Origin of the sequence: Bacillus sp. FSL K6-1284 (genome assembly GCF_038002625.1) — a bacterium.
GTDB classification, from domain to species: Bacteria; Bacillota; Bacilli; order Bacillales; family Bacillaceae; genus Bacillus; species Bacillus paralicheniformis.
The window spans coordinates 1,057,871-1,077,790 of record NZ_JBBOCW010000001.1 but is presented as its reverse complement, the minus strand read 5'-3'; the positions used below and the strand labels follow the sequence as shown (position 1 = coordinate 1,077,790).

Sequence of the window (19,920 nt, the reverse complement as noted above, 5' to 3'; positions counted from 1 at the left end):
AGAGTGAAGGTCCTAATTGGAAATAGTTAATTTGGTTTTTGTTGCTGTATTAATTGCTTTAACAGCATTTTTCGTAGCGTCTGAGTTTGCGATTATCAGAATCAGAAGCTCGCGGGTTGATCAATTGATTGCTGAAGGAAACAAAACAGCGGTTTCGGTGAAAAAAGTCATTACGCATTTAGACGAATATTTATCGGCCTGTCAGCTCGGCATCACTTTGACGGCTCTCGGTCTCGGTTGGCTCGGGGAGCCGACAGTTGCCCGGCTGCTTGAACCGCTATTTGTGAAGTGGAACATTCCGAGCTCTGTATCACACATCGTTTCAGTCGTGATTGCCTTCAGCTTGATTACGTTTTTGCATGTGGTTGTCGGCGAGCTCGCTCCGAAGACGCTTGCGATCCAAAAAGCGGAAGCCGTTTCCTTCCTTTTTGCAAAACCGTTGATCTGGTTCTACCGCATCATGTTCCCATTCATCTGGGCGCTGAACGGATCGGCAAGGCTGCTGACGAAAGCGTTTGGCCTTGAAGCGGTTTCTGAAAATGAAATGGCGCACTCAGAGGAAGAGCTGCGAATTATTCTGTCAGAAAGCTACAAAAGCGGCGAAATCAATCAATCTGAGTTCAAATATGTCAACAAAATTTTTGAATTCGATGACCGTCTTGCCAAGGAAATCATGATCCCGAGAACAGAAGTCGTCAGCTTTCCAAATGATATGAAAATCGCCGAGATGATCGACATCACGAAGGTCGAAGGCTATACCCGCTATCCCGTCGAAGACGGAGATAAGGACAACATCGTCGGCGTCATCAATGTCAAGGAAATACTAACGGCCTGCATCAGCGGAGAATGCTCCAAAGAAGACACGATTGAACAGTTTATCAATCCGATCATTCATGTGATCGAGACTGTTCCGATCCACGATCTGCTTCTGAAAATGCAGAAAGAACGCGTTCATATGGCGATCCTTTCTGATGAATACGGCGGAACGGCCGGACTCGTGACGGTCGAAGACATCATTGAAGAAATCGTCGGCGAAATCCGTGACGAATTCGATATCGATGAAATTAATGAAATCCGCAAGATTGGCGAAAACCATTACATTCTCGACGGTAAAGTGCTCGTCAACCAAGTCAACGATCTGCTCGGCATTCAGCTCGACAATGAGGAAATTGACACGATCGGCGGATGGTTCCTGACGCAAAAATATGACGTCCAAAAAGGCGACATGATCACCGATCAGGGATTTGAATTCACGATCAACGAAATCGACGGCCACCACGTTTCATACGTTGAGGTGAAAAAAGCTGCGGAAACGCCGCTGCTTGAGGAAGCGGAATAACATTGTGAACAAACCGGGGGATACAATGAATTTGTATCCTCTTTTTTTGCATTCAAAATATGTAACCACTTGATTACAGAGCAAAATTCAATTATCATGTAATCAAGTGATTACATTTCAGGAGGGACTTATGTCAGCACAATCTACAAGGGATCGATTAATCGAAGCGGCGCTTGCCCTTTTCAAAGAAAAAGGATATCAAGCCGCATCCACCAGAGAAATTGCCCAAAAAGCAGGCGTCAATCATTTGACCCTTTTTAGACACTTCGGAAATAAACAGAATTTATTTCGGGAAAGTGTTATTCAACATGTGTCATCGGGAGATTTTATTGGAGAACTTGAAGGAATACTGAGCGGCGATTTACGACAAGACCTCTCATTCATTGCGAAAGCATATCTAAAAGAAAACCTGGAAAAAGGTACTGTTTTTTTACTTTACTTTAATGATGCAGTACAGGATAAGGAAGTTTGCGAATTAATCATGGATATTCCCCGCCGTCTCAATCGCTTTTTAGAGACTTATTTTGCGAACCTCTATGCCGAAAAAAAAATTTCAGGCGGCAATTTTCAAATTTTAAGCCAAATGTTTTTCGGTTTGCTGAATCAATACATTATGTTTCAACATTTGCCCGCATTCAAGGAGTCGTTCGATGATCGTATTGATGACTATGTTGAGGAGTGCGTCGATTTATTTTATACAAAACTTGAAAAGGAAGTGCCGTCTTGATTACTCTGCAACCGGTTTTGCACATACCTGCAGTTTCCAAATGGGATGAAAAAATAAACCTGAAGATAAGCGGACTCCGACCGTTTGACATCATTGAAATCATCTTGACTGTGAAAGATGAAGCTGACGCAGAGTGGAGATCACATGCTGTTTTTCAAGCGAATCGATTGGGAGAAGTCGACCCTGCAGCAGCAGCCCCAATAAAAGGAACCTACCAGTCTAAAGATCAAATGGGGCTTTTTTGGTCAATGCAGGCGGTTGAATCCTCCTGCTCGTTCCATAAAAAATCGGTTAATTCCTCCGTTTACAGGATTGAGGTGAAGCAAAAAGAACGCACGATCCTGAGTAAAGAAATAAAACGAGTGCTGCTTTCTGAAACAGTAGAGAGACAGGAAGTAAGCGAAAATGGGTTGTCCGGCACATTTTTTCGTCCGCTTGCTGTCAACCGGCCTCCCGCAGTCATCGTATTAGGGGGATCTGACGGCGGTCTTGATGAAACAATGGCAGGCATGTTAGCAAATTACGGATATGCAACATTTGCAATCCCTTATTTTCAATACAAACAGCTTCCTAAAAAACTGGTTGAAATCCCGCTTGAATATTTCCGGAAAGCGATCGATTGGCTCGGACGCCAAGAAGGACTTCATCATCGTCAGATCGGAATATGCGGAAGGTCAAAAGGCGGCGAACTGGCGCTGCTGATAGGTTCCCATTTTCCTGAAATCCGTTTTGCGGTTTCTCATGTAGGCGGCGGGGTCGTCTTTCAAGGCGTTGGATTAAAAAAATTTCGGCAGACATCTTCCTGGAGTCTGGACGGCGCACCGCTCGCCTTTGCCCCGCTGCCATTGTTTTCGCTTTCTCAGCTGTGGAATATGGTGAAACATAAGCTCACAAGACAGCCTCATGCTTTTACTGATCTTTACAAAAAAGCTTTGCGGAAAGTGAAAGAGGATCATCCAGCAATTATAAAAGCGGAACATATTAATGGGCCTATTCTGTTAACTTCAGGTACGGATGATTTGGTATGGCCCTCCGCCTCTATGAACGAGAAAATCGTTGAACGACTGAAAAAGAAGAGATTTCCCTATTCTGTTAAACATCTATATTTCGAAGATGCCGGCCATAATATCAGGCCTCCATACTTTCCGACATCCGGGCGGAAAAGCCGAAAAATAGCCTATGGGGGAAAAACTGAAGCCGATGCCATTGCAGCTCAAACATTTTGGTGGGAACTGCTTTTGTTTTTAGAAAAAGCAACTGCCCCAAACAACTAAAAAACCGCCTGGGGACAGGCGGTTTTCGCTTAGATAGCTCCCTTCGGGTTCGGCCCGTATTGATTTTCCTCTTTTACACTGTTTTGACAAAGCATGATCAGCAAAATAAATTGCCCAATGAGAGGGATCAGACCGATGCAGATCCAGCAGCCGCTTTTACCCGTATCATGCAATCTGCGGATCGTGACAGCCAAGCCCGGCACAAGAATGGCAAGCAAATAAACCATCCCTAAAAATGTCTCTATTTCATATTCCGGAAGATGCAGAATGGCTTTAAAAAAACCGTAGAGGACCAAAATCATGTATGAGAAAAAGCAAAACAGCCAAAATTCCTTTCGTCTCGCCCTTCCTGTAAATCCTGCATAGTTTTTTATTGCTTTCAAATACCATTTCATATATAAGCTCCTCACCTAAAATACTGCCCAAAAAATTAAAAAACAGCTTCTGTGCGTGAGAAGCTGTTTTTCCTTGCGTATGTTTGAATTATAGCTGCTCCAGCTTTTTCTCTAAAGCTTTAATACTGTCATTCAAAGCCTCCGTCATCTTGACCAGCTTTTCTTTTGACGAATATTGAGCGAAATCTTCCTGATTGAGCGGTTCGCCGATGACCAGTTTCATTTTGCCTCTCTTGAAAAGCTCTTTTTCGTTGGAAGGACCGCTGTATGCGGCCGGCACAAGCGGCGCTCTTCCCATCTGGGCGATCGTGACAGCCCCTCTTTTCAATGGAACATCTTCAGATGATCTCGTTCCGCTTGGGAAAATGCCGACGATTTTTCCTTCTTTCAACAGCTTGATCGGGGTTTTGATGCTGCTTGGCCCGGGATTTTCCCTGTCGACGGGAAATGCGTTGATGCTTGAAAGAAAAGAACCGCTTAATTTATTTTCAAAAAGCTCTTTTTTCGCCATGTAATGAATTTCCATAGGCAAAATGCCGACACCCAGTGCGACGACATCCACCCATCCTGCATGTGTGCACGCAATAACGAAACCTGTGTCTTTAGGAAGATTTTCTTTATTGTATACTTTAATTCCGCCGCGCAAAGAAAGAATCGCTTTTGCAGCATAACCAGTAAATTTATACATATGGCACTTCCTTTATTGATGTAGTCGTATGAGGTTTCCCTTTATTATTATAACAATTTTTTTTATTACCTGGTACTAAAAAATGATTTTTCACAAAAAAACCGAGGAATTTTCTCCCCGGTTTTCAGACTTTTTCTTTTGTCGGCGGCGCCATGAATTCAGGCCCGATCTGTTCTGAAATCGTATTGTCCAATATGTCGTCAATTGCTTTTTGATCACTTTCCGTTAAACTCCAGCCGGTGATTTCGCTGACGGGACGGATTTGATCAGGGCGTCTTGCCCCCCATAAAGCAATGCTTGCGCCAGGCTGATCAAGCACCCATCTTGCTGCCAGATGGAGAACCGATTTGCCGAACCGCTCGTTTGCAAACTCATCAAGTTTCCTGACGGCCTCAAGGTATTCTTTAAAGCGCGGCTTTTGAAACTTAGGGTCCCGCTTTCGAAGGTCGTCCCCTTTGAACGTGTAGTCCTCATTCATTTTTCCTGACAGGAGCCCCCTGCACAAGCTTCCGTATAATAGCGTTGTCAGCCCTTGATCTTGCGCATACGGAAGAATGTCTTGCTCGATTTCCCTTTCAAACATGTTGTACGGCGGCTGTATGGTATGAAGCGGCGCCGCAGCTCTGAATGTGTCCATCTGCTCCGGGGAAAAATTGCTGACGCCGACCGCTCTGATTTTCCCCGCATCATACAAGTCTTTCATCGCTTCCGCCGTTTCTTCGATCAGGACGAGCGGATCGGGCCAATGCACTTGATACAGGTCGATGTAATCCGTATTGAGCCTTTTCAGCGAATCGTCAACTTCCTTGATGATCCGCTCCCTCGATCCGTCGCGATACAGCTGTTCCTGCTTCCAATCAAGTCCTGATTTTGTCGCGAGAATGACTCTGTCGCGCTCTCCGTATTGCTGTACGGCTTTACCGACGATTTCTTCCGACTGCCCGAAACCGTATGCCGGAGCGGTATCAATCAGGTTGATTCCTTCATCAAGCGCAGCATGAATCGTCTGAATCGCTTCTTTTTCATCGCTTCCGCCCCACATAAAACCTCCGATGGCCCATGTTCCGAGACCGATGCGCGACGATTCGATCGATGTACCGGATATGTTGATGTATTCCATGCTCCTCTCCCTCCTGTTGTGAGTCTGATATCATATTTTCCCGGAAGCTTTTTTAAAAAAACGTGTTTTGACTAAAAACCATCTTACAGCGGGACACTTCATATGCCTATTGCATACGATGATCCCAATAAAGCTAATGAAGGGACCTAGAACAAATGCATCCAAATCAATACCCATATTATATTCCTTTTTCTTATAACCCGGTTTGGTTTCACGAATCAGACTATGCAGGCGCTTTTCGAACACCCGGCAGCGAAGAACGCATCGTATTAAGAGATTATGGACAAAAGCCGTTTGCCGCGAACATCAACGAAGCGGCAAAACAGAACAAAACGTTTCGGACCGCTTTATGGACAGGAAGGCATTTACAAGTTACCCTGATGAGCCTCAACCCCGGCGAAGACATCGGATTGGAAATGCACCCTCACGTTGACCAGTTCCTTCGTATTGAACAAGGCAGGGGAATCGTGCAAATGGGGCCGAGCAAACATCATTTGCAATTTAAAAGAAATGTTTACGATGACACCGCTATCGTCGTCCCTGCCGGAACATGGCACAATCTCACCAATACAGGCAATACTCCGCTGAAACTCTATTCAATCTATGCTCCGCCCAACCACCCATTCGGCACCGTCCATCGAACGAAAGCCGATGCGCTGGCCGCAGAAGGCCGCCGCGGTCACGGCCAATATTTTTGACAGACGATAAAAACAGCTGATAATGAAGGATATCCTCTAATCAAATAGCCTTTTAGCATATAATAAAGATCTGATATGCTTAAAGGCTTATTTTGCTGCTGTGCTTTATATTTCGGCCGTTCAGTCGTTAAAATCGCCATGAAGATTAGTTTTTTTGAACGTGTTCAGTTATTATATAGGGTAGATGATTTTAAAGGTAAGAAATTGGAGGAAAAATGAGCCGTGGGCATATTTAGTGCAACTTCAAACCTTTCTTATGCGTTTATAACATAGAGGGGAGAAAAGGCAGTGACTATCGACGAAATTTACCAAATGTATATGAATGATGTTTACAGGTTCCTGCTCTCCATGACGAAAGATAAACATCTAGCAGAGGATTTGCTTCAGGAAACCTTTATGAGAGCTTACATACACATCCATTCTTACGACCACAGCAAAGTGAAGCCATGGCTTTTTCAAGTGGCACGCAATGCGTTTATCGACTATGTCAGAAAGCATAAAAAGGAAGTGACGATTTCTGACGACATGATCGGAAACCTGTTTCAAAACGCGGTGCAAAGCCCTGCTCACCAGGTCGAAATCAAGGAAGTGTTAACCTTATATATGAACCAGCTCCCCGATAACTACCGGGAAGCGCTTACGCTGTACTATTTAAAAGAATTGAACTACAAGGAAGCGTCAAGCTTGATGAATATCTCAGAGGCTAATTTTAAAAGTGTTTTATTTCGTGCCAGACAGCGGCTGAAAGCACTTTACAACAGAGGTGTTAACGATGAATGAAGATTTTAAAAAACGTTGGGAAAAATATAAAAACGGCGAACTTTCCGAATCGGAAATGCTCCTGGTCGAAGAAGAGCTTGAACAGCTTGAAGAATACCAGGACATGCTGGAACAGGAAATGAAAGACGAAGACTGGGATTTGGCGATCAGTCCTGAAAAGCAAAAAGCGATTTTAAGATACGGAAAAAATAAATCATATATGCGGATTTCCACCCTTGCTGTTATTTCTACGCTTATTATTCTGCCGATCTGCACACTCGGCAGCTATCTATACTACGGGTTGGGCGGGCATGAAAGCAAAGGGAATGAACTGGTGCAAACCGCTTCAATGACAGTTGCCGTCACAAACCCGAATATTCAAGTCGATACTGAAGCCCTTGTCAACAAAGTAAAACTCTTTGGAATCGAAACACAGTTCCCGTTAAAGAAGCAAATCGGAAACGTCACAAAAGTAGTTGGAAATGAAGAAGTGGAAATGTTCTTCGATCAGCTGAAGTCTCCGCAGATTCATCAATACAATCAGGAGCTTTCAAAAGAAGAACGTCATTTTGTCTACCCTGACGGCATCAAAGAAAAATCAGTGTCCAAAGCCGAGTCGATTTTAAAACAGCTGCCTGACGGAACCGTAACCGAAGCTTTCCTTTCCTTTGAAAAAGCATACCCGACAAAGGAGCTGTATGAAAAATTAAAAGGCTATGATGTTCGCGTTCTGTGGAATGCGATTGAAACAGAGGGCGATTTAAAAGATCATCCATACGCAGAGCCGATCGGATTTCCCGGAAAAGATTCAAACCGGATTTTTGAAATTCAGCAACCTGCCGAAAACGATGACGAACAGTTTAAAGCGGCGCTTTCCTACATGATCAAGAACAAGAAATGGGCTGAAACCATTTCAGGCAGGAAAGACCTGAAGCTTTCCAAACGGCTTGACTATGTGGAACAGAATGGTGTGAACGTGTATGGAGCCGTCATTACCGGACCGTCAAAAGAGGTTGAACGGCTGATCAAAAAAGGGCCTGTCAAAGCAGCTAAAGTAGGTGAGGTGGAATTATGGAACTGGTAAGAATCTTTAAGGAGCACAACGTATTTGGATGGGTGTCTGTCGGCACGGCCATTCTGTCCCTGTTCGTCTTAAACTTGGCCATTTTAAGCGACACGATCGCATATTCGTATAAGATGCTTCCTTTTGCGATGGCCGCCGTTCCGCTCGGAATTATCGAGCTGTTCATAAAAAAAGGACGGACCGGTCTAGGATTTCTCGGCGTCGTCCTGAACATTTTCATTCTCGTTTGCGTATGGACCATCGTCTCCATCGATACGAATCTGCAGCTCGGCTTTTAATAACTCCCCGGTTATACCGGGGAGTTTTTCATTTCAGAGCCTTGCGAAATAGGTAGCTCGCTTTTTCATACCCCATTTTCTCTTCGTAAAAACGGTGAGCGTCTGCCCTCTGTAAGCCTGATGATAAAGCGATTGAAGCCAATCCGTTCCCTTTGGCCCACTCTTCAACAGCGCCTAAAAGCTTCTTTCCATAGCCTTTTGAACGGTGTTTTTCACACGTCACCAGGTCCGCTACCCAAACATGACGGCCTTGGTTCAAAGAAACCCTCGGCAAAAAGCCGGCCAAAGCCACCGGAATATCACCGTCGTACAGCGCAAATAACGTGTAGCTTTCAGCCTCCCGAGCTTCTTTGACGAGCTCCAAAAAAGACGTTTCATCCAAATGGGGCCGGAGCTGTTTCATGATCGGATAGACTTCCTTGAGCTCTGTTTCACAATGCAATTCCCTATAATCAAGCAACATCGTCATTCCCTTCTGTTGGTTATGAAACTACTTTAACCCGAAAACTGACCTTTTTAAAATGACCAGTTTTGATAAAATAAAACATACCAGATGAATTGAAAGGGCTGATCGAATGGATATAACCCCTTTTTTAAACCGCAGCGGCAGCGAGCCGCTTTATCAGCAGCTGTACACGTTTTTCAAACGCAGCATTCATTCGAGACACATAAAGCCTGGAACAAAGCTTCCCTCCAAACGAATGCTTTCCAAACACTTAAATGTCAGCCTGACAACTGTAGAACACGCGTATGAACAGCTGGCTGCAGAAGGATATTTGCTCAGCAAGCCTAGAAAAGGCTGGTTTGCGGCTGAAGTGGAAGGAGACTTTGCACAGACTGCGCCTCCTCCCCCTGCCGAAAAAGAACCGGAAGAACATGAGACGGCGGCTAACATGATCGATTTTCACCACGGCCACGTAGACCTCGCGTCATTTCCTGTTTCCCAATGGAAAAAAACGCTCGCCAAAACTGTTGGTGAATCAGGGTACGACCTTTTTCAAAGCGGCCCGCCGGCCGGAGACATTCCACTGCGGAAAATGATTGCGGTTTATCTCAGAGAGTCTCGCGGCGTGGTCTGTTCACCCGAGCAAATCATCATCGGAGCCGGCACACCGGTTTTGCTGCAGTTGCTGTGCCATCTGTTTCCTAAAGGCACAACCGTCGGTTTTGAAGATCCCGGATTTCATCGCTCGAAAACGGTCCTGAAAACCGGCGGCTTCAATGTGATGCCTATAGCAGTCGACGAGAGCGGGATTTCCGTGCAAGATCTTGAACAATATCAGCCGCAGCTCGCATACACCACCCCGTCCCATCAGTTTCCGCTCGGAATGATCATGCCGGTCGGCCGCAGGCTGCAATTGCTTGACTGGGCAACATCGACCGGAGCTTATATCATCGAAGACGATTATGACGGGGAATTCCGCTATGCAGGACAGCCGATTCCTTCCCTTCAGGGACTTGACCGGAACCACCGGGTCATCTATTTAGGAACCTTTTCAAAATCGCTGATTCCCTCCCTCAGGATCAGCTATATGGTTCTCCCCTTTCCGCTCGTCCAAGAAGGGCTCAACATGGCATCCTTATTTAAACAAACGGTTTCCCGCCATGTGCAGCAAGCCATTGCTCTTTTTATGAAAAACGGGGATTATCAAAAACACTTGAACCGAATGAGAACACTCTACCGAAAAAAGCGAAAAACGCTCCTTGATGCCATCAAGCGTGAATTTGGCGCTCATGCCGCAGTCAGAGGAGAGAACGCCGGTCTTCACATCATCCTTGAGGTGAAAAGCGCTCCGAGTGAAGAGTGGCTGACCCAAAAAGCGCTGGAAAAAGGGGTCAAAGTATATCCAGCCTCTGTCTCGTATGTGACTCCTCCTGAAACCCACGCGGTGCTCCTCGGGTTTGGCGGACTTTCTGAAAAAAGCATCGCAGACGGCATCAAAAAGCTGAAGACAGCATGGTTGAGCGGCGGACAGTCTCGGGAATGATCCTGCACAATCGGGCACGGAAAGTCGGATCCCGGGATTCTGATTCTGCTATTTTTGTAAACAGAGGAGGTCATCAAATGGATGTGCTGAAGAACATGAATCAAGCCATGGCGTATATTGAAGAACACTTGGCGGACAGTATCGACTTTCAAACGCTTGCGAAGCTTTCTTACTGCTCTGAATATCATTTTAAAAGGATGTTTTCTTTTCTTGCCGGGGTTTCGCTGTCCGAATACATTCGCCGCAGGCGGCTTACCCTTGCAGCGTTTGAATTGAAAAACACAAATCAAAAAGTAATTGATATCGCTGTGAAATACGGCTATCACTCGCCGGATGCTTTTACGCGCGCATTTCAAAAGCTGCACGGCATCACGCCGACAGAGGCCAGGCACGATATCAGCACACTGAAAGCATATCCTCCGATGACCTTCCAGTTAACAATTAGAGGAGGAAACGAAATGAACTACCGTATTGTAGAAAAGAAGGCATTTCGGATCGTCGGAATCAAAAAAAGGGTCCCTGTCGTCTTTCACGGAATCAATCCGGAAATCGCCTCGATGTGGAAAGCTTTAAGCAGTGAAAACATCGCTGAATTAAAAGAGCTGTCAAATGTCGAGCCGCTTGGACTGATTCAAGCATCAGGGAACTTTTCCGAAGGCCGGATGGAAGAGCAGGGAGAACTTGACCATTATATCGGTGCAGCGACAACGAAGGAATGCCCGGACCGATATGAACAGCTTGAAGTTCCCGCCTCGACATGGGCTGTCTTTGAAGCGGCCGGTCCGTTTCCGGACACCCTTCAAAATGTCTGGGGACGCATTTATGCTGAATGGTTCCCGGCTTCACATTACGAGCAAACGAAAGGGCCGGAAATCCTCTGGAATCAGGATCAGGATATCAGCTCCCCAACGTTTAAAAGCGAAATATGGATACCGGTTCAAAAAAGAACCGCATATAAAGACTAAAGAAAGAACGGGAGGTTTAACCCTCCCGTTTAAATTTTATCCGGCTGCTACATCGGACGGTTCAACATGCGCTTTTAAAAAGGCGATATAATGGTCAATTGTATCAACCGTCGTGTAAGGCGAGACACTGTAGAATTTCTGGACATAAAGCGGCACGGGCAAACGGCTGTCAGCAGGATAAACGTATGTTTGCTTTTTCGTGCTGCCAAAATAGGTGTGACTGCGGTACCTTCCCAATGTTTCGGCGATTTTTTCATTGAATTTGTTAATATTCCGCACTTCTTCCTCCGTGATGGCGCCGCTGATTTCTTCGTGATAGCGGACATTTCCCGGATAGAAGCGGAATGTCGTTACAGGTGATACATCATTGGTGACGGCTGCATTCGGAAAAGCCTGCAGGAGTTTTTTTCGAAATGCCAGGTTAACTCTGATGTAATTGGCCAAGATCTCCTGGTAGCCTTCGATTCCGAATGCGAGCAGAGAAGCATAAATCGGTATGCTGCTTCCCATTCGCGAACACTCTAGCGTATAGCTCGTATGATAGCTGCCAAACCCTCTGTTACCGACATAAGGCGTCTCATCCGGATCCAAATCAACGACTTTCAGTGCCTCACGGTTTTTCACCAAGAAAAGGCTTGTGATATACGGCGTTTGTCCAAGTTTATGAAAATCAAAGACCAAGCTGTCCGCCAGGTGCAAATGCTGAAAATGTTTTTTGTAGCGGGCAAGCGTCTCAAGCACCTCATCTTCAAGATGAAGCGGGTTTCCGATGAAATCGTATCCGTTAAAAAAACCGTACATCCCACCCATCGCCGTATCGGCATGAATATAGACAGGAGGCAAACCGTAGGCGGCCTCTATTTCCTCAGTCACTTTTTTGATACCGGCCAAATCATCGATGCCAAATGAGTCAGTTGTGCCAAGCGTTGCCAATACATAAATCGGATGTCCGCCTTTTTCAATCACGGCTTGCATTTTTTCCCGCAAATCGGCCAGATCCATCGAATGATCGCGATTCGTCTTGACCTTGATCAAATGGTCCGTCCCGATTCCGGACGCTTCCATCGATTTGTATAGGCTGAAATGCGAAAGCTCTGAACAGAACGCGTACAGGTGATGCGGCGTTCCTTGCTGATTCGCTTCAGGGTACGCGCTTGCGATCGCCAGCCTGAGCGACTGAAAAACAGCTCCCTGCCCGCCCCATGTGGTAAAACCGCCGCTCTTGTGCCTGTCATAGCCGACAATGTCCGAAAGCATCGCCGTGATCTGCACTTCCGCCTTGGCTGCAGCCGTGCCGTCGACATCCCATAAATTGTTTCCGTTTAAAAGAACCATTAAAAGATTCCCGGCGATGCTGGCGGTGTTCGGCAAAGGTGTCGCGTTGGCCACATAATGCCTGTTTAAAAAACGGTGGCCGTCAAGCAATTTCAATAGCTCTTCAACGCTTTTTTCCGCCCCGAAGCCTTTTTCCGGCAAGGCGGCCTCCTCAATGACGCTTTGATAGAAGTCAGAGGAAACTTCAGACTCGCGGCCAAGCGTCATCCGGGCGGGATCCTTCAGCCTGTCCATTCCGGCCAATACCGCTTCAAGCAATGCCAGCAGCTGATACCGCGCCTCGTGATTGCCATCCTCGCTCGGAAACATCTGTTGAAAGTCTAACACCATATTCACCCATCTCCTGATCTTTTAAAATGAAAACACTCCGATTAAATTTAAAAAGACAAGTACAATTGCAAGCGGCACAAGGAAACGGAGAAGATAAAACCACACGATAAAAAAGCCTTTCCCCGCTTTTGATCCGCTTTTCATTTCTTCATATAGATCGTGTTTGGACAATTTCAGCGGAATAAAAATCGAAATAAAAAGCGCGCCAAGCGGCAGCAAAATATTGCTGACGACATAATCCGCCGCATCAAAAAACGTCTTCTTAAAAATGAACGGCTCATCGAGCACTCCGTAAGACAAGCAGGAAGGAATGCCGACGGCAAAAATCAAAAGGCCGATCGCCCACGTCCATTTTCCCCTTTTTGTTTGATCGCCTTTTGTAATAGCGGCAACAATGATCTCAATCATCGAAAAAGCCGAAGTCAGCGCAGCAAATAAAAAGGCCGTCAAAAATCCGATAAAAAACAGCATCCCGAATGGAAGCCGGTCAAAAACTGCCGGCAGAACCGTAAATAATAAAGTCGGACCCTGATCGGGCTGAAGCCCAAATGAAAAGACGGCCGGAAAAATCGCCAAACCGGCAAGCAGCGTGACGGCAAGGTTCATGATCACGATCGAGACCGCCGACTTCGGAAGGTTTTGTGACTTTGACAAATAGGAGCTGTACGTTACCATCACAGATACGCCAAGCGTCAACGTAAAGAAAGCTTGTCCGAGCGCAAAAAGAATCGCCTGCGGCGTCAGGCTGCCAAAATCGGGCACAAGCAGAAAACGCACGCCGTCGATCGCATGCTCAAGCGTCAGAGCCCTTAAAACGAGCGCAATAAATAAAATAAATAATAGCGGCATCATAATCGAACTGACGCGCTCGATTCCTTTTTGCACACCCTTCGCCACGACGAGGATCGTCATGATGATAAACGCAAGCTGCGCTGCCAGTGTCTGCAGCGGATCTTGAATGATCGAACCGAAGAGCTCCCCGTATCCGGCCTGCGTGAGACCCGACAATGAACCGGTTACTGCTTTGATGATATAAAGCAAAATCCAGCCGCCGATCACACTGTAAAACGACAGAACAAGGAAGCAGGCGGCGATTCCGATCCAGCCTGTGATCACCCAAGGCGTCCCCGGCGCTATTTTTTGATAGGTGCCGATAGCATCCGATTGGCTTTTTCGGCCTAATATAAATTCCCCCAAAAGCAAGGGGTATCCCAGCAGGATCGTAAATAGGACAAATACAAGGAAAAATGCGCCTCCTCCGCTCGTTCCAGCCACATAGGGAAACTTCCAAATCGCCCCCAGGCCGATGGCGGATCCCCCTGCAGCGAGAACAAAACCAAGTTTGGATGCCCATTTTGCTGTCATTCTGCGATCGCTCATTCATACACATCCTTTCTCTTTCTGTTTCTATTATCTCTTACGGGGCAGCTCTTTTGAAAGTGATCTTTCAAATTCTTATTTTTCCGAAAAAATAAACAGAAAAAACCGACTGCCTTACAATAGCAGCCGGTTGAAAGGTTATGTCGTCACATATCTTCCGCCGTTGATGTGGATCGTCTGTCCTGTCATATAAGAAGAATCGTCTGAAGCGAGCAGAACATACACCGCAGCGTGTTCAGAAGGCTGTCCGGGCCTTCCCATCGGCGTATTTGTACCGTGTTTTTCCGTTTTTTCCGGCGAAAAAGTAGCCGGAATGAGCGGCGTCCAAATGGGCCCCGGCGCTACCGCGTTGACGCGTACTCCTTTTTTGACAAGGGATGCAGCCATCGAACGGGTAAACGCGACAATCGCACCCTTTGTGCTCGAATAGTCAATCAGCGCCGGACTGCCCTCATAAGCTGTGATCGATGCGGTATTGATAATCGCGCTTCCTTCCCCTAAATGCGGGAGCGCGGCTTTTGTCATGTGAAACATGGAGAAAATATTCGTTCTGAACGTTTGTTCAAGCTGTTCGGTCGAAATATCTTCGATCCCTTTTTGCGGATGCTGTTCGGCAGCGTTGTTGACAAGAATGTCGAGTCCGCCAAAGTGATTCACCGCTTTTTCGACAGATGTTTTGCAATGTGCTTCATCCCCGACATCTCCGGGAATCAACAGGCATTTTGCGCCTTCCTGTTCGATTCGTTCTTTCGTTTCCTCGGCATCCTTGTGTTCGTCCAAGTACATGACGGCAATGCCGGCACCTTCTTTGGCGTATGCAATGGCGGCCGCTCTGCCGATTCCGCTGTCTCCTCCGGTAATAATGGCGGTTTTACCTTTTAATTTGCCGCTTCCTTTGTAGTCGCGATCTTCCGAGAGCGGAAGGGGCACCATCTTGTGCTCAGCCCCGGGTTGTTTTTCTTGTTTTTGCGCTTTCTGTCCATCCGTCTGTCTGTTTGCCGGATTCATTCGTCTCACCTCTTCACCATTGTTTAGTGCACAGTTACCACGATTCCGGCATCCTTAAACGCAAGAACTCAGCGAGACATGTTTACTGGTCAGACAGAGGCACGCGGATGAGCCGGTCATCTGTCTGTTTTTTTTCGCCTCTTCCGTCGCCATTGTTCGTAATGAAATACAGATCATCTCCGATTACTTTTACATCTCTGATTCTGCCGTATCCGCCAAGCCACTTGACCGCTTTGGCTTCCGCAGGATCGACCCGGAAAACCCCCTCTCCCCGCAGCCCGGCCATATAGAGGACATCCCCTTTCTGCGCTAAACCGGATGGGGCCCACGTTTTTTCTCCCGAATGGATGAGCGGCGCTTTCATTCCCCGCTTCTCATCGCTTCCTTCAATCACCGGCCAGCCATAATTGGCTCCGGGTTCAATTTTGTTCACTTCATCATGTCCAGACTGCCCGTGTTCGGAGCTGTAAAGCTGCCGGCCGATCCATGCGAGGCCTTGCGGATTGCGGTGTCCAAAGCTGTATACATAAGACGAGCGAAAAGGCTGATCAGCAGGGACCGCACCATCAAGCTCCATCCTTAAAATCACCCCCGCCAGCTTTTCAGGCTGCTGGGCCCATTCCCTTTCCCCCGCATCACCTGTCGTGATGTACAGCTTTTGATCGGGCCCGATCGCCATCCGGCCGCCGTTATGAATCACGCCTCCTGGCAAATCGGCAAGCAGCTCCTCCGTTTCCGTCCAAGTAAGGCGGTCAAGCGTCAATTTTACGATCCGGTTTTTCAGACGGCTCCCGTCTTTGTATGTATGGTAAACGTATGCCTCCTGATTGTTTTTAAAATCAGGATGGAGCACAAATCCGAGCAGCCCGCCTTCCCCTTCTTGATGAACGGGCTTTTTCAGCTGAAGCTGCATGCGCTCCTTTTTGCCTTCGGCAATGGATACGATTCCCCCGTTTCTTTCGGTAATGAAAAAAATCCCGCCAGTGTGAGCGATCGTCCAAGGTACATCCAAGCGCTCTGCGATGACCTCGGCACCGCTTCCGCCTTCTTTTGTCGCCGCCGCTTCATTTTCAGCATCAAAATCCCGGCCTTCCGAGCATGCACTCAGAAAAAACAGCATGATCAACATCAGGAATCCTTTTTTCATCGTCTCCCCCTTAAAGGATTTTCTTGATGAATACATTCAAGAACACCGGCATAATTCCCTACTTAAACATACAAAAATCTATTAAAAAACACGCCCTTCGCTGAGAAGGCGTGTGTCCGCATTACTGAGAAACCAATTCCCCGATATATTTAGCCGACGGCCTGAAAATCATGTTGTTATCAGCCTGCTCCAGCACATGGGCGCACCAGCCGACCATTCTCGCTGCCGAAAAAGTAGGGGTAAACAATGCGGCATCAAAATCGATCGCCTTCATGACAGCCGCTGCGTAAAATTCGACATTCGTATAAAGCTTGCGCCCCGGTTTGTATTCTTCCAAAAGGCGGATCGCCGTATTTTCAACATGAAGAGCAAGGTCGATATCCCGATCGCCCCCGGCAATTTCCTCAGCTTTCACCCTTAAAGCCTTCGCTCTCGGATCATGCGTTTTATAGACGCGGTGTCCAAATCCCATCAGTCTCTCGCCTTTTTCAAGCTTCTCTCTTATATAGCTTTCTGCGTGCTGTTTTTCCCCGATGCCTTCCAGCATATCGGTAACCGCTGACGGCGCTCCGCCGTGCAAAGGTCCTTTCATTGTGCCAAGTGCAGATGTGACGGCAGAAACAAGATCGGATTCCGTAGACACCGTAACCCTTGCCGAAAAGGTTGAAGCGTTCATGCCGTGTTCCATCGCAAGAATCATGTACGTTTCGAGCGCTTTTTTCTGAGCTTCTGTCGGGCGCTTTCCTTTCAGCATGTAAAAATAATGTTCCACAAAGCCAAGCTCATCCAGCGGCTGAACAGGCTCTTTTCCATCAGTCAGCCTTTTTCTGAAGGCGATAATCGACGGGGCGGCTGCTATCAGTCTGAGAGCCTGCTCCATTGTTGGCTTGAACGCAAACGATTTATCCCCGAATGAAGAAACGGCCGTGCGAAGAACCGCCATATCGTCTAATTCGGCAGGAAGGCTGCGGATCAATCGCTCGCATGCTTCTGGCAGCACACGGAATGAAGCGAGCATCTCATTGAATTGGCTGAGTTCCGCTTCCGTCGGAAATGACCCGTTGAGTATCAGATAAGCGACTTCTTCAAATGTGGATGTAAGCGCCAGTTCATCAGCATTGTACCCTCTGTAGATCAGCTTTCCCTCTTCACCGTCAATGCGGCTGATGGCTGTTTCAACACAAGTAATCCCTTTTAATCCATGATAAACCATATCAATTCCTCCTTTTTCCTTTGTAAATATCATTATAGTTGATATAATATTTAAAAAATATTGAATTATATTGATGTCTTTGATTAACAAAATTAATCAGGAGGACTGCAATGGATTTTAAATGGCTTCATACCTTTGTTACTGCCGCAAAATACGAAAATTTCAGAAAGACGGCGGAAACCTTATTTATTTCTCAGCCGACCGTCACCGTTCAAATTAAACTGCTTGAAGAAGAACTCGGGTGCCAGCTGTTCACCCGCAAAGGAAGAAGCATTCATTTAACGAAAGAAGGCCGCGCTTACCTTCCTTTCGCCCTTCGCCTGCTGGAAGACTATGAATCGAGCATGACAGAGCTTCACAGAATCAGACAGGGCTATTCGCAGACATTGAATCTAGCGGTTTCACCGCTTATCGCCGATACGATTCTCCCATTTGTATTAAAAAAATACACAGCGCTGCATCCGAATTCGGAGATCAAAGTAAAGATCGCCGAATCAGCTGAAATCGCTCCCCTGATTTCAGCCGGCCATGCAGATATCGGATTAAGCTGCTTAAACGTGCAATCGTCAAACCTGAACTGCTATTCCATGTACAGCGATCCCGTGATTTTGGTTGCCCCTCATGACGGCCGCGATTCAGAACAAGCGCCGCCGCTCGATGTCGAAGATTTGCTTGAAGAATATTTGCTGTTGACCCATAATCACCCCGAATACTGGGACGACCTCGTCAGGCAGCTGAGGATCAAATTTCCGTTTGTCAGAACAATGCTCGTAAGCCAAACGCATATTACGAAACGATTTATTTCAGAAGGACTCGGTATATCATTTTTGCCGCTGTCGACTGTGCGCCGCGAGCTGATGGAAGGAAGATTAATAGAGGTGCCGTGCGATTTCATGAAGCTTCCTGTTGCAGGGGGATATGCAATTAGTCTGAAAGATAATGAGAAGGTCGAACACTTTTTAGCGTTTTTAGCCGAGTTCCGTTTCTAAACGAAAAAAAACCCGTTCATCATGATGAACGGGCTTGTCCCTGCAACATTAGAAGCGTTTTGCTCCAAGATAGCGGGGCTTCCAATAGCTGTTTGTCATATCGCTGATCGTTACGCCGTCAGAACCGGCATGAACGAATTGATTGTTTCCGATGTAAACCCCCATATGCGAAGGTCCCGGCTGATATGTCGTGAAGAATACGAAATCACCTACTGCAGGGCTTGATACGCTCTTCATCGAATTCCAGTAACCGGCTGTGTTCGTTCTCGCCACATTTGTCTGTTTATTGAGGATGTACCAGACAAATCCGCTGCAGTCAAATCCTGATGTAGATGTTCCGCCCCATTTATAAGGCGTTCCGATAAGGGCTTTTGCATCTGAAACAAGCTTTGACGTATTCAGCGCTGAAGAGGTTTGCGCAGGTGCCTTACTTGTTTTGCTTGTCCCGCTTGAAGAAGAAGGCTTTGTCGTTGATGCAGCTTTTACGCTTTTCGTCCCTTTAACTTTTAATACTTGTCCGATCCGGATTAAATCTGTTTTTAAACCATTCAGAGACTTCAGTTCATTGACGGTCATGCCGTATGTCCGAGAAATTTTCCAAAGGCTGTCTCCTTTGACCACTTTATGCGTAGCTGATGAAGCTTGCGACGCTTTTGCAGACGATGAGCTGCTTCCATTGATCGACAACCTCTGCCCTATGTAAATGATATCGGATTTCAGCTTGTTTTCCTGTTTAATCTTGCTGATACTTGTACCGTACTTCTTCGAAAATCCCCATAACGTATCTCCTTTTTTCACCGTTATGGTTTGCGCGGAAGCCGCTCCCGCAAATAAAGTCGATCCTAAAACAACCGCTGATGCTGCTGTTATTACTTGTTTTTTCATGTTGTCCTCCCACTAGCAGAATTCTTTATATTTTCAAAGGCAAAAATTAGCAGTTTCATGATTTTTGAGAACGGCTGCTTCAGCCTTCCTCTGCTTCTATTATAAGGAGGGGTTTCCATCAGGTATAGTCTTGACTTACTAAGTCAAATTCCTTAATTATTCGTTTTTAAAAAAAGTTTTTAAGGGTCGATAATATTTCATTTACATTTCAAAGGTAACTTAAATACTACATTTTCGCACTTTCCTGTAGCCAAAATTACAATACTAGAAATCGTGTTAAATACTTTATTTTACATTTTTATTATTAACTCGTAAAAC

General features: G+C 46.4%; 20 protein-coding genes. 10 read left to right on the top strand and 10 right to left on the bottom strand.

Annotated elements, in window-relative coordinates:
- Nucleotides 1-16 precede the first annotated feature (16 nt).
- The 3 genes from MHB72_RS05405 to MHB72_RS05395 all read left to right on the top strand — a co-directional run bounded on the left by MHB72_RS05405 (nucleotide 17) and on the right by MHB72_RS05395 (nucleotide 3,340).
- On the top strand, nucleotides 17-1,339 hold the full coding sequence (locus tag MHB72_RS05405; protein WP_020450744.1) for a hemolysin family protein: 1,323 nt from the start codon (nucleotides 17-19) through the stop codon (nucleotides 1,337-1,339).
- Nucleotides 1,340-1,469: 130 nt separating this feature from the next.
- Nucleotides 1,470-2,066 (top strand): TetR/AcrR family transcriptional regulator, encoded by a 597-nt coding sequence (locus MHB72_RS05400; RefSeq protein ID WP_020450743.1) that lies wholly within the window; start codon nucleotides 1,470-1,472, stop codon nucleotides 2,064-2,066.
- Nucleotides 2,063-3,340 (top strand): acyl-CoA thioesterase/bile acid-CoA:amino acid N-acyltransferase family protein, encoded by a 1,278-nt coding sequence (locus tag MHB72_RS05395; RefSeq protein ID WP_216920931.1) that lies wholly within the window; start codon nucleotides 2,063-2,065, stop codon nucleotides 3,338-3,340. Before MHB72_RS05400 ends, MHB72_RS05395 begins: the two co-directional genes overlap by 4 nt.
- A 29-nt stretch (nucleotides 3,341-3,369) precedes the next feature.
- Here MHB72_RS05395 and MHB72_RS05390 read toward each other — a convergent pair whose 3' ends face one another.
- The 3 genes from MHB72_RS05390 to MHB72_RS05380 all read right to left on the bottom strand — a co-directional run bounded on the left by MHB72_RS05390 (nucleotide 3,370) and on the right by MHB72_RS05380 (nucleotide 5,543).
- Nucleotides 3,370-3,735, bottom strand: a complete 366-nt coding sequence (locus tag MHB72_RS05390) for a DUF805 domain-containing protein (RefSeq protein ID WP_020450741.1) — start codon at nucleotides 3,733-3,735, stop codon at nucleotides 3,370-3,372.
- An 88-nt stretch (nucleotides 3,736-3,823) separates the two neighbouring features.
- Nucleotides 3,824-4,423: a lysophospholipid acyltransferase family protein gene (locus tag MHB72_RS05385; RefSeq protein ID WP_020450740.1), complete on the bottom strand. Its 600-nt coding sequence runs from the start codon at nucleotides 4,421-4,423 to the stop codon at nucleotides 3,824-3,826.
- A gap of 124 nt (nucleotides 4,424-4,547) precedes the next feature.
- On the bottom strand, nucleotides 4,548-5,543 hold the full coding sequence (locus MHB72_RS05380) for an aldo/keto reductase (RefSeq protein ID WP_106070790.1): 996 nt from the start codon (nucleotides 5,541-5,543) through the stop codon (nucleotides 4,548-4,550).
- A gap of 155 nt (nucleotides 5,544-5,698) precedes the next feature.
- Here MHB72_RS05380 and MHB72_RS05375 point away from each other — a divergent pair, with 155 nt between their 5' ends.
- The 4 genes from MHB72_RS05375 (at nucleotide 5,699) to MHB72_RS05360 (ending at nucleotide 8,362) form a co-directional block, all read left to right on the top strand.
- Nucleotides 5,699-6,241 carry a cupin domain-containing protein gene (locus MHB72_RS05375; protein ID WP_101560649.1) on the top strand — a complete coding sequence of 181 codons (543 nt, stop codon included), beginning with the start codon at nucleotides 5,699-5,701 and terminating at the stop codon, nucleotides 6,239-6,241.
- A 288-nt stretch (nucleotides 6,242-6,529) separates the two neighbouring features.
- A complete protein-coding gene (sigM, locus tag MHB72_RS05370; RefSeq protein ID WP_011197692.1) occupies nucleotides 6,530-7,021 on the top strand; it encodes an RNA polymerase sigma factor SigM in 492 nt (163 codons plus the stop codon).
- Nucleotides 7,014-8,084, top strand: a complete 1,071-nt coding sequence (locus MHB72_RS05365) for an anti-sigma factor (RefSeq protein ID WP_340901821.1) — start codon at nucleotides 7,014-7,016, stop codon at nucleotides 8,082-8,084. Before sigM ends, MHB72_RS05365 begins: the two co-directional genes overlap by 8 nt.
- On the top strand, nucleotides 8,072-8,362 hold the full coding sequence (locus tag MHB72_RS05360) for a hypothetical protein (RefSeq protein WP_003180123.1): 291 nt from the start codon (nucleotides 8,072-8,074) through the stop codon (nucleotides 8,360-8,362). The genes MHB72_RS05365 and MHB72_RS05360 overlap by 13 nt, the downstream gene beginning before the upstream one ends.
- A 28-nt stretch (nucleotides 8,363-8,390) precedes the next feature.
- Here the strand turns inward: MHB72_RS05360 and MHB72_RS05355 are convergent, their stop codons facing one another.
- Entirely contained in the window at nucleotides 8,391-8,825 is a 435-nt protein-coding gene (locus MHB72_RS05355) for a GNAT family N-acetyltransferase (protein WP_025808232.1), read from the bottom strand.
- Between the two features lie 112 nt (nucleotides 8,826-8,937).
- Between MHB72_RS05355 and pdxR the strand changes: the two genes are divergently transcribed.
- Nucleotides 8,938-10,350, top strand: a complete 1,413-nt coding sequence (gene pdxR / locus MHB72_RS05350) for a MocR-like pyridoxine biosynthesis transcription factor PdxR (RefSeq protein ID WP_216920929.1) — start codon at nucleotides 8,938-8,940, stop codon at nucleotides 10,348-10,350.
- Between the two features lie 77 nt (nucleotides 10,351-10,427).
- Nucleotides 10,428-11,315 carry an AraC family transcriptional regulator gene (locus tag MHB72_RS05345; RefSeq protein WP_216920927.1) on the top strand — a complete coding sequence of 296 codons (888 nt, stop codon included), beginning with the start codon at nucleotides 10,428-10,430 and terminating at the stop codon, nucleotides 11,313-11,315.
- A 36-nt stretch (nucleotides 11,316-11,351) separates the two neighbouring features.
- Here MHB72_RS05345 and MHB72_RS05340 read toward each other — a convergent pair whose 3' ends face one another.
- The 5 genes from MHB72_RS05340 to MHB72_RS05320 all read right to left on the bottom strand — a co-directional run bounded on the left by MHB72_RS05340 (nucleotide 11,352) and on the right by MHB72_RS05320 (nucleotide 17,728).
- Complete coding sequence (locus MHB72_RS05340) at nucleotides 11,352-12,980, bottom strand: pyridoxal phosphate-dependent decarboxylase family protein (RefSeq protein ID WP_216920925.1); 1,629 nt, start codon at nucleotides 12,978-12,980, stop codon at nucleotides 11,352-11,354.
- A gap of 21 nt (nucleotides 12,981-13,001) precedes the next feature.
- The gene (locus tag MHB72_RS05335) at nucleotides 13,002-14,360 is read right to left on the bottom strand and encodes a sodium-dependent transporter (RefSeq protein WP_039072556.1); all 1,359 of its coding nucleotides are present in this window, start codon (nucleotides 14,358-14,360) and stop codon (nucleotides 13,002-13,004) included.
- Between the two features lie 138 nt (nucleotides 14,361-14,498).
- Complete coding sequence (locus MHB72_RS05330) at nucleotides 14,499-15,368, bottom strand: SDR family oxidoreductase (protein WP_216920923.1); 870 nt, start codon at nucleotides 15,366-15,368, stop codon at nucleotides 14,499-14,501.
- A gap of 82 nt (nucleotides 15,369-15,450) precedes the next feature.
- Nucleotides 15,451-16,515: a PQQ-dependent sugar dehydrogenase gene (locus tag MHB72_RS05325; protein WP_216920921.1), complete on the bottom strand. Its 1,065-nt coding sequence runs from the start codon at nucleotides 16,513-16,515 to the stop codon at nucleotides 15,451-15,453.
- A 121-nt stretch (nucleotides 16,516-16,636) separates the two neighbouring features.
- Nucleotides 16,637-17,728 (bottom strand): citrate synthase/methylcitrate synthase, encoded by a 1,092-nt coding sequence (locus MHB72_RS05320; protein ID WP_025811804.1) that lies wholly within the window; start codon nucleotides 17,726-17,728, stop codon nucleotides 16,637-16,639.
- A gap of 110 nt (nucleotides 17,729-17,838) precedes the next feature.
- Between MHB72_RS05320 and MHB72_RS05315 the strand changes: the two genes are divergently transcribed.
- Entirely contained in the window at nucleotides 17,839-18,717 is an 879-nt protein-coding gene (locus MHB72_RS05315) for a LysR family transcriptional regulator (RefSeq protein ID WP_216920919.1), read from the top strand.
- Nucleotides 18,718-18,765: 48 nt separating this feature from the next.
- On the opposite strand, the gene MHB72_RS05310 is transcribed toward MHB72_RS05315, so the two are convergent.
- On the bottom strand, nucleotides 18,766-19,602 hold the full coding sequence (locus MHB72_RS05310) for a C40 family peptidase (RefSeq protein WP_101560643.1): 837 nt from the start codon (nucleotides 19,600-19,602) through the stop codon (nucleotides 18,766-18,768).
- Between the last annotated feature and the right edge of the window lie 318 nt (nucleotides 19,603-19,920).

Bases quoted from the DNA above. Each gene is read 5' to 3' on its own strand.
- MHB72_RS05375 (WP_101560649.1), top strand. From the start codon at position 5,699: ATGCATCCAAATCAATACCCATATTATATTCCTTTTTCTTATAACCCG.
- MHB72_RS05355 (WP_025808232.1), bottom strand. From the start codon at position 8,825: ATGTTGCTTGATTATAGGGAATTGCATTGTGAAACAGAGCTCAAGGAA.
- MHB72_RS05315 (WP_216920919.1), top strand. From the start codon at position 17,839: ATGGATTTTAAATGGCTTCATACCTTTGTTACTGCCGCAAAATACGAA.
- MHB72_RS05340 (WP_216920925.1), bottom strand. From the start codon at position 12,980: ATGGTGTTAGACTTTCAACAGATGTTTCCGAGCGAGGATGGCAATCAC.
- MHB72_RS05385 (WP_020450740.1), bottom strand. From the start codon at position 4,423: ATGTATAAATTTACTGGTTATGCTGCAAAAGCGATTCTTTCTTTGCGC.
- MHB72_RS05330 (WP_216920923.1), bottom strand. From the start codon at position 15,368: ATGAATCCGGCAAACAGACAGACGGATGGACAGAAAGCGCAAAAACAA.
- MHB72_RS05360 (WP_003180123.1), top strand. From the start codon at position 8,072: ATGGAACTGGTAAGAATCTTTAAGGAGCACAACGTATTTGGATGGGTG.
- MHB72_RS05320 (WP_025811804.1), bottom strand. From the start codon at position 17,728: ATGGTTTATCATGGATTAAAAGGGATTACTTGTGTTGAAACAGCCATC.
- MHB72_RS05400 (WP_020450743.1), top strand. From the start codon at position 1,470: ATGTCAGCACAATCTACAAGGGATCGATTAATCGAAGCGGCGCTTGCC.
- MHB72_RS05390 (WP_020450741.1), bottom strand. From the start codon at position 3,735: ATGAAATGGTATTTGAAAGCAATAAAAAACTATGCAGGATTTACAGGA.
- MHB72_RS05365 (WP_340901821.1), top strand. From the start codon at position 7,014: ATGAATGAAGATTTTAAAAAACGTTGGGAAAAATATAAAAACGGCGAA.
- MHB72_RS05380 (WP_106070790.1), bottom strand. From the start codon at position 5,543: ATGGAATACATCAACATATCCGGTACATCGATCGAATCGTCGCGCATC.
- MHB72_RS05310 (WP_101560643.1), bottom strand. From the start codon at position 19,602: ATGAAAAAACAAGTAATAACAGCAGCATCAGCGGTTGTTTTAGGATCG.
- MHB72_RS05325 (WP_216920921.1), bottom strand. From the start codon at position 16,515: ATGAAAAAAGGATTCCTGATGTTGATCATGCTGTTTTTTCTGAGTGCA.
- MHB72_RS05345 (WP_216920927.1), top strand. From the start codon at position 10,428: ATGGATGTGCTGAAGAACATGAATCAAGCCATGGCGTATATTGAAGAA.
- pdxR (WP_216920929.1), top strand. From the start codon at position 8,938: ATGGATATAACCCCTTTTTTAAACCGCAGCGGCAGCGAGCCGCTTTAT.
- MHB72_RS05335 (WP_039072556.1), bottom strand. From the start codon at position 14,360: ATGAGCGATCGCAGAATGACAGCAAAATGGGCATCCAAACTTGGTTTT.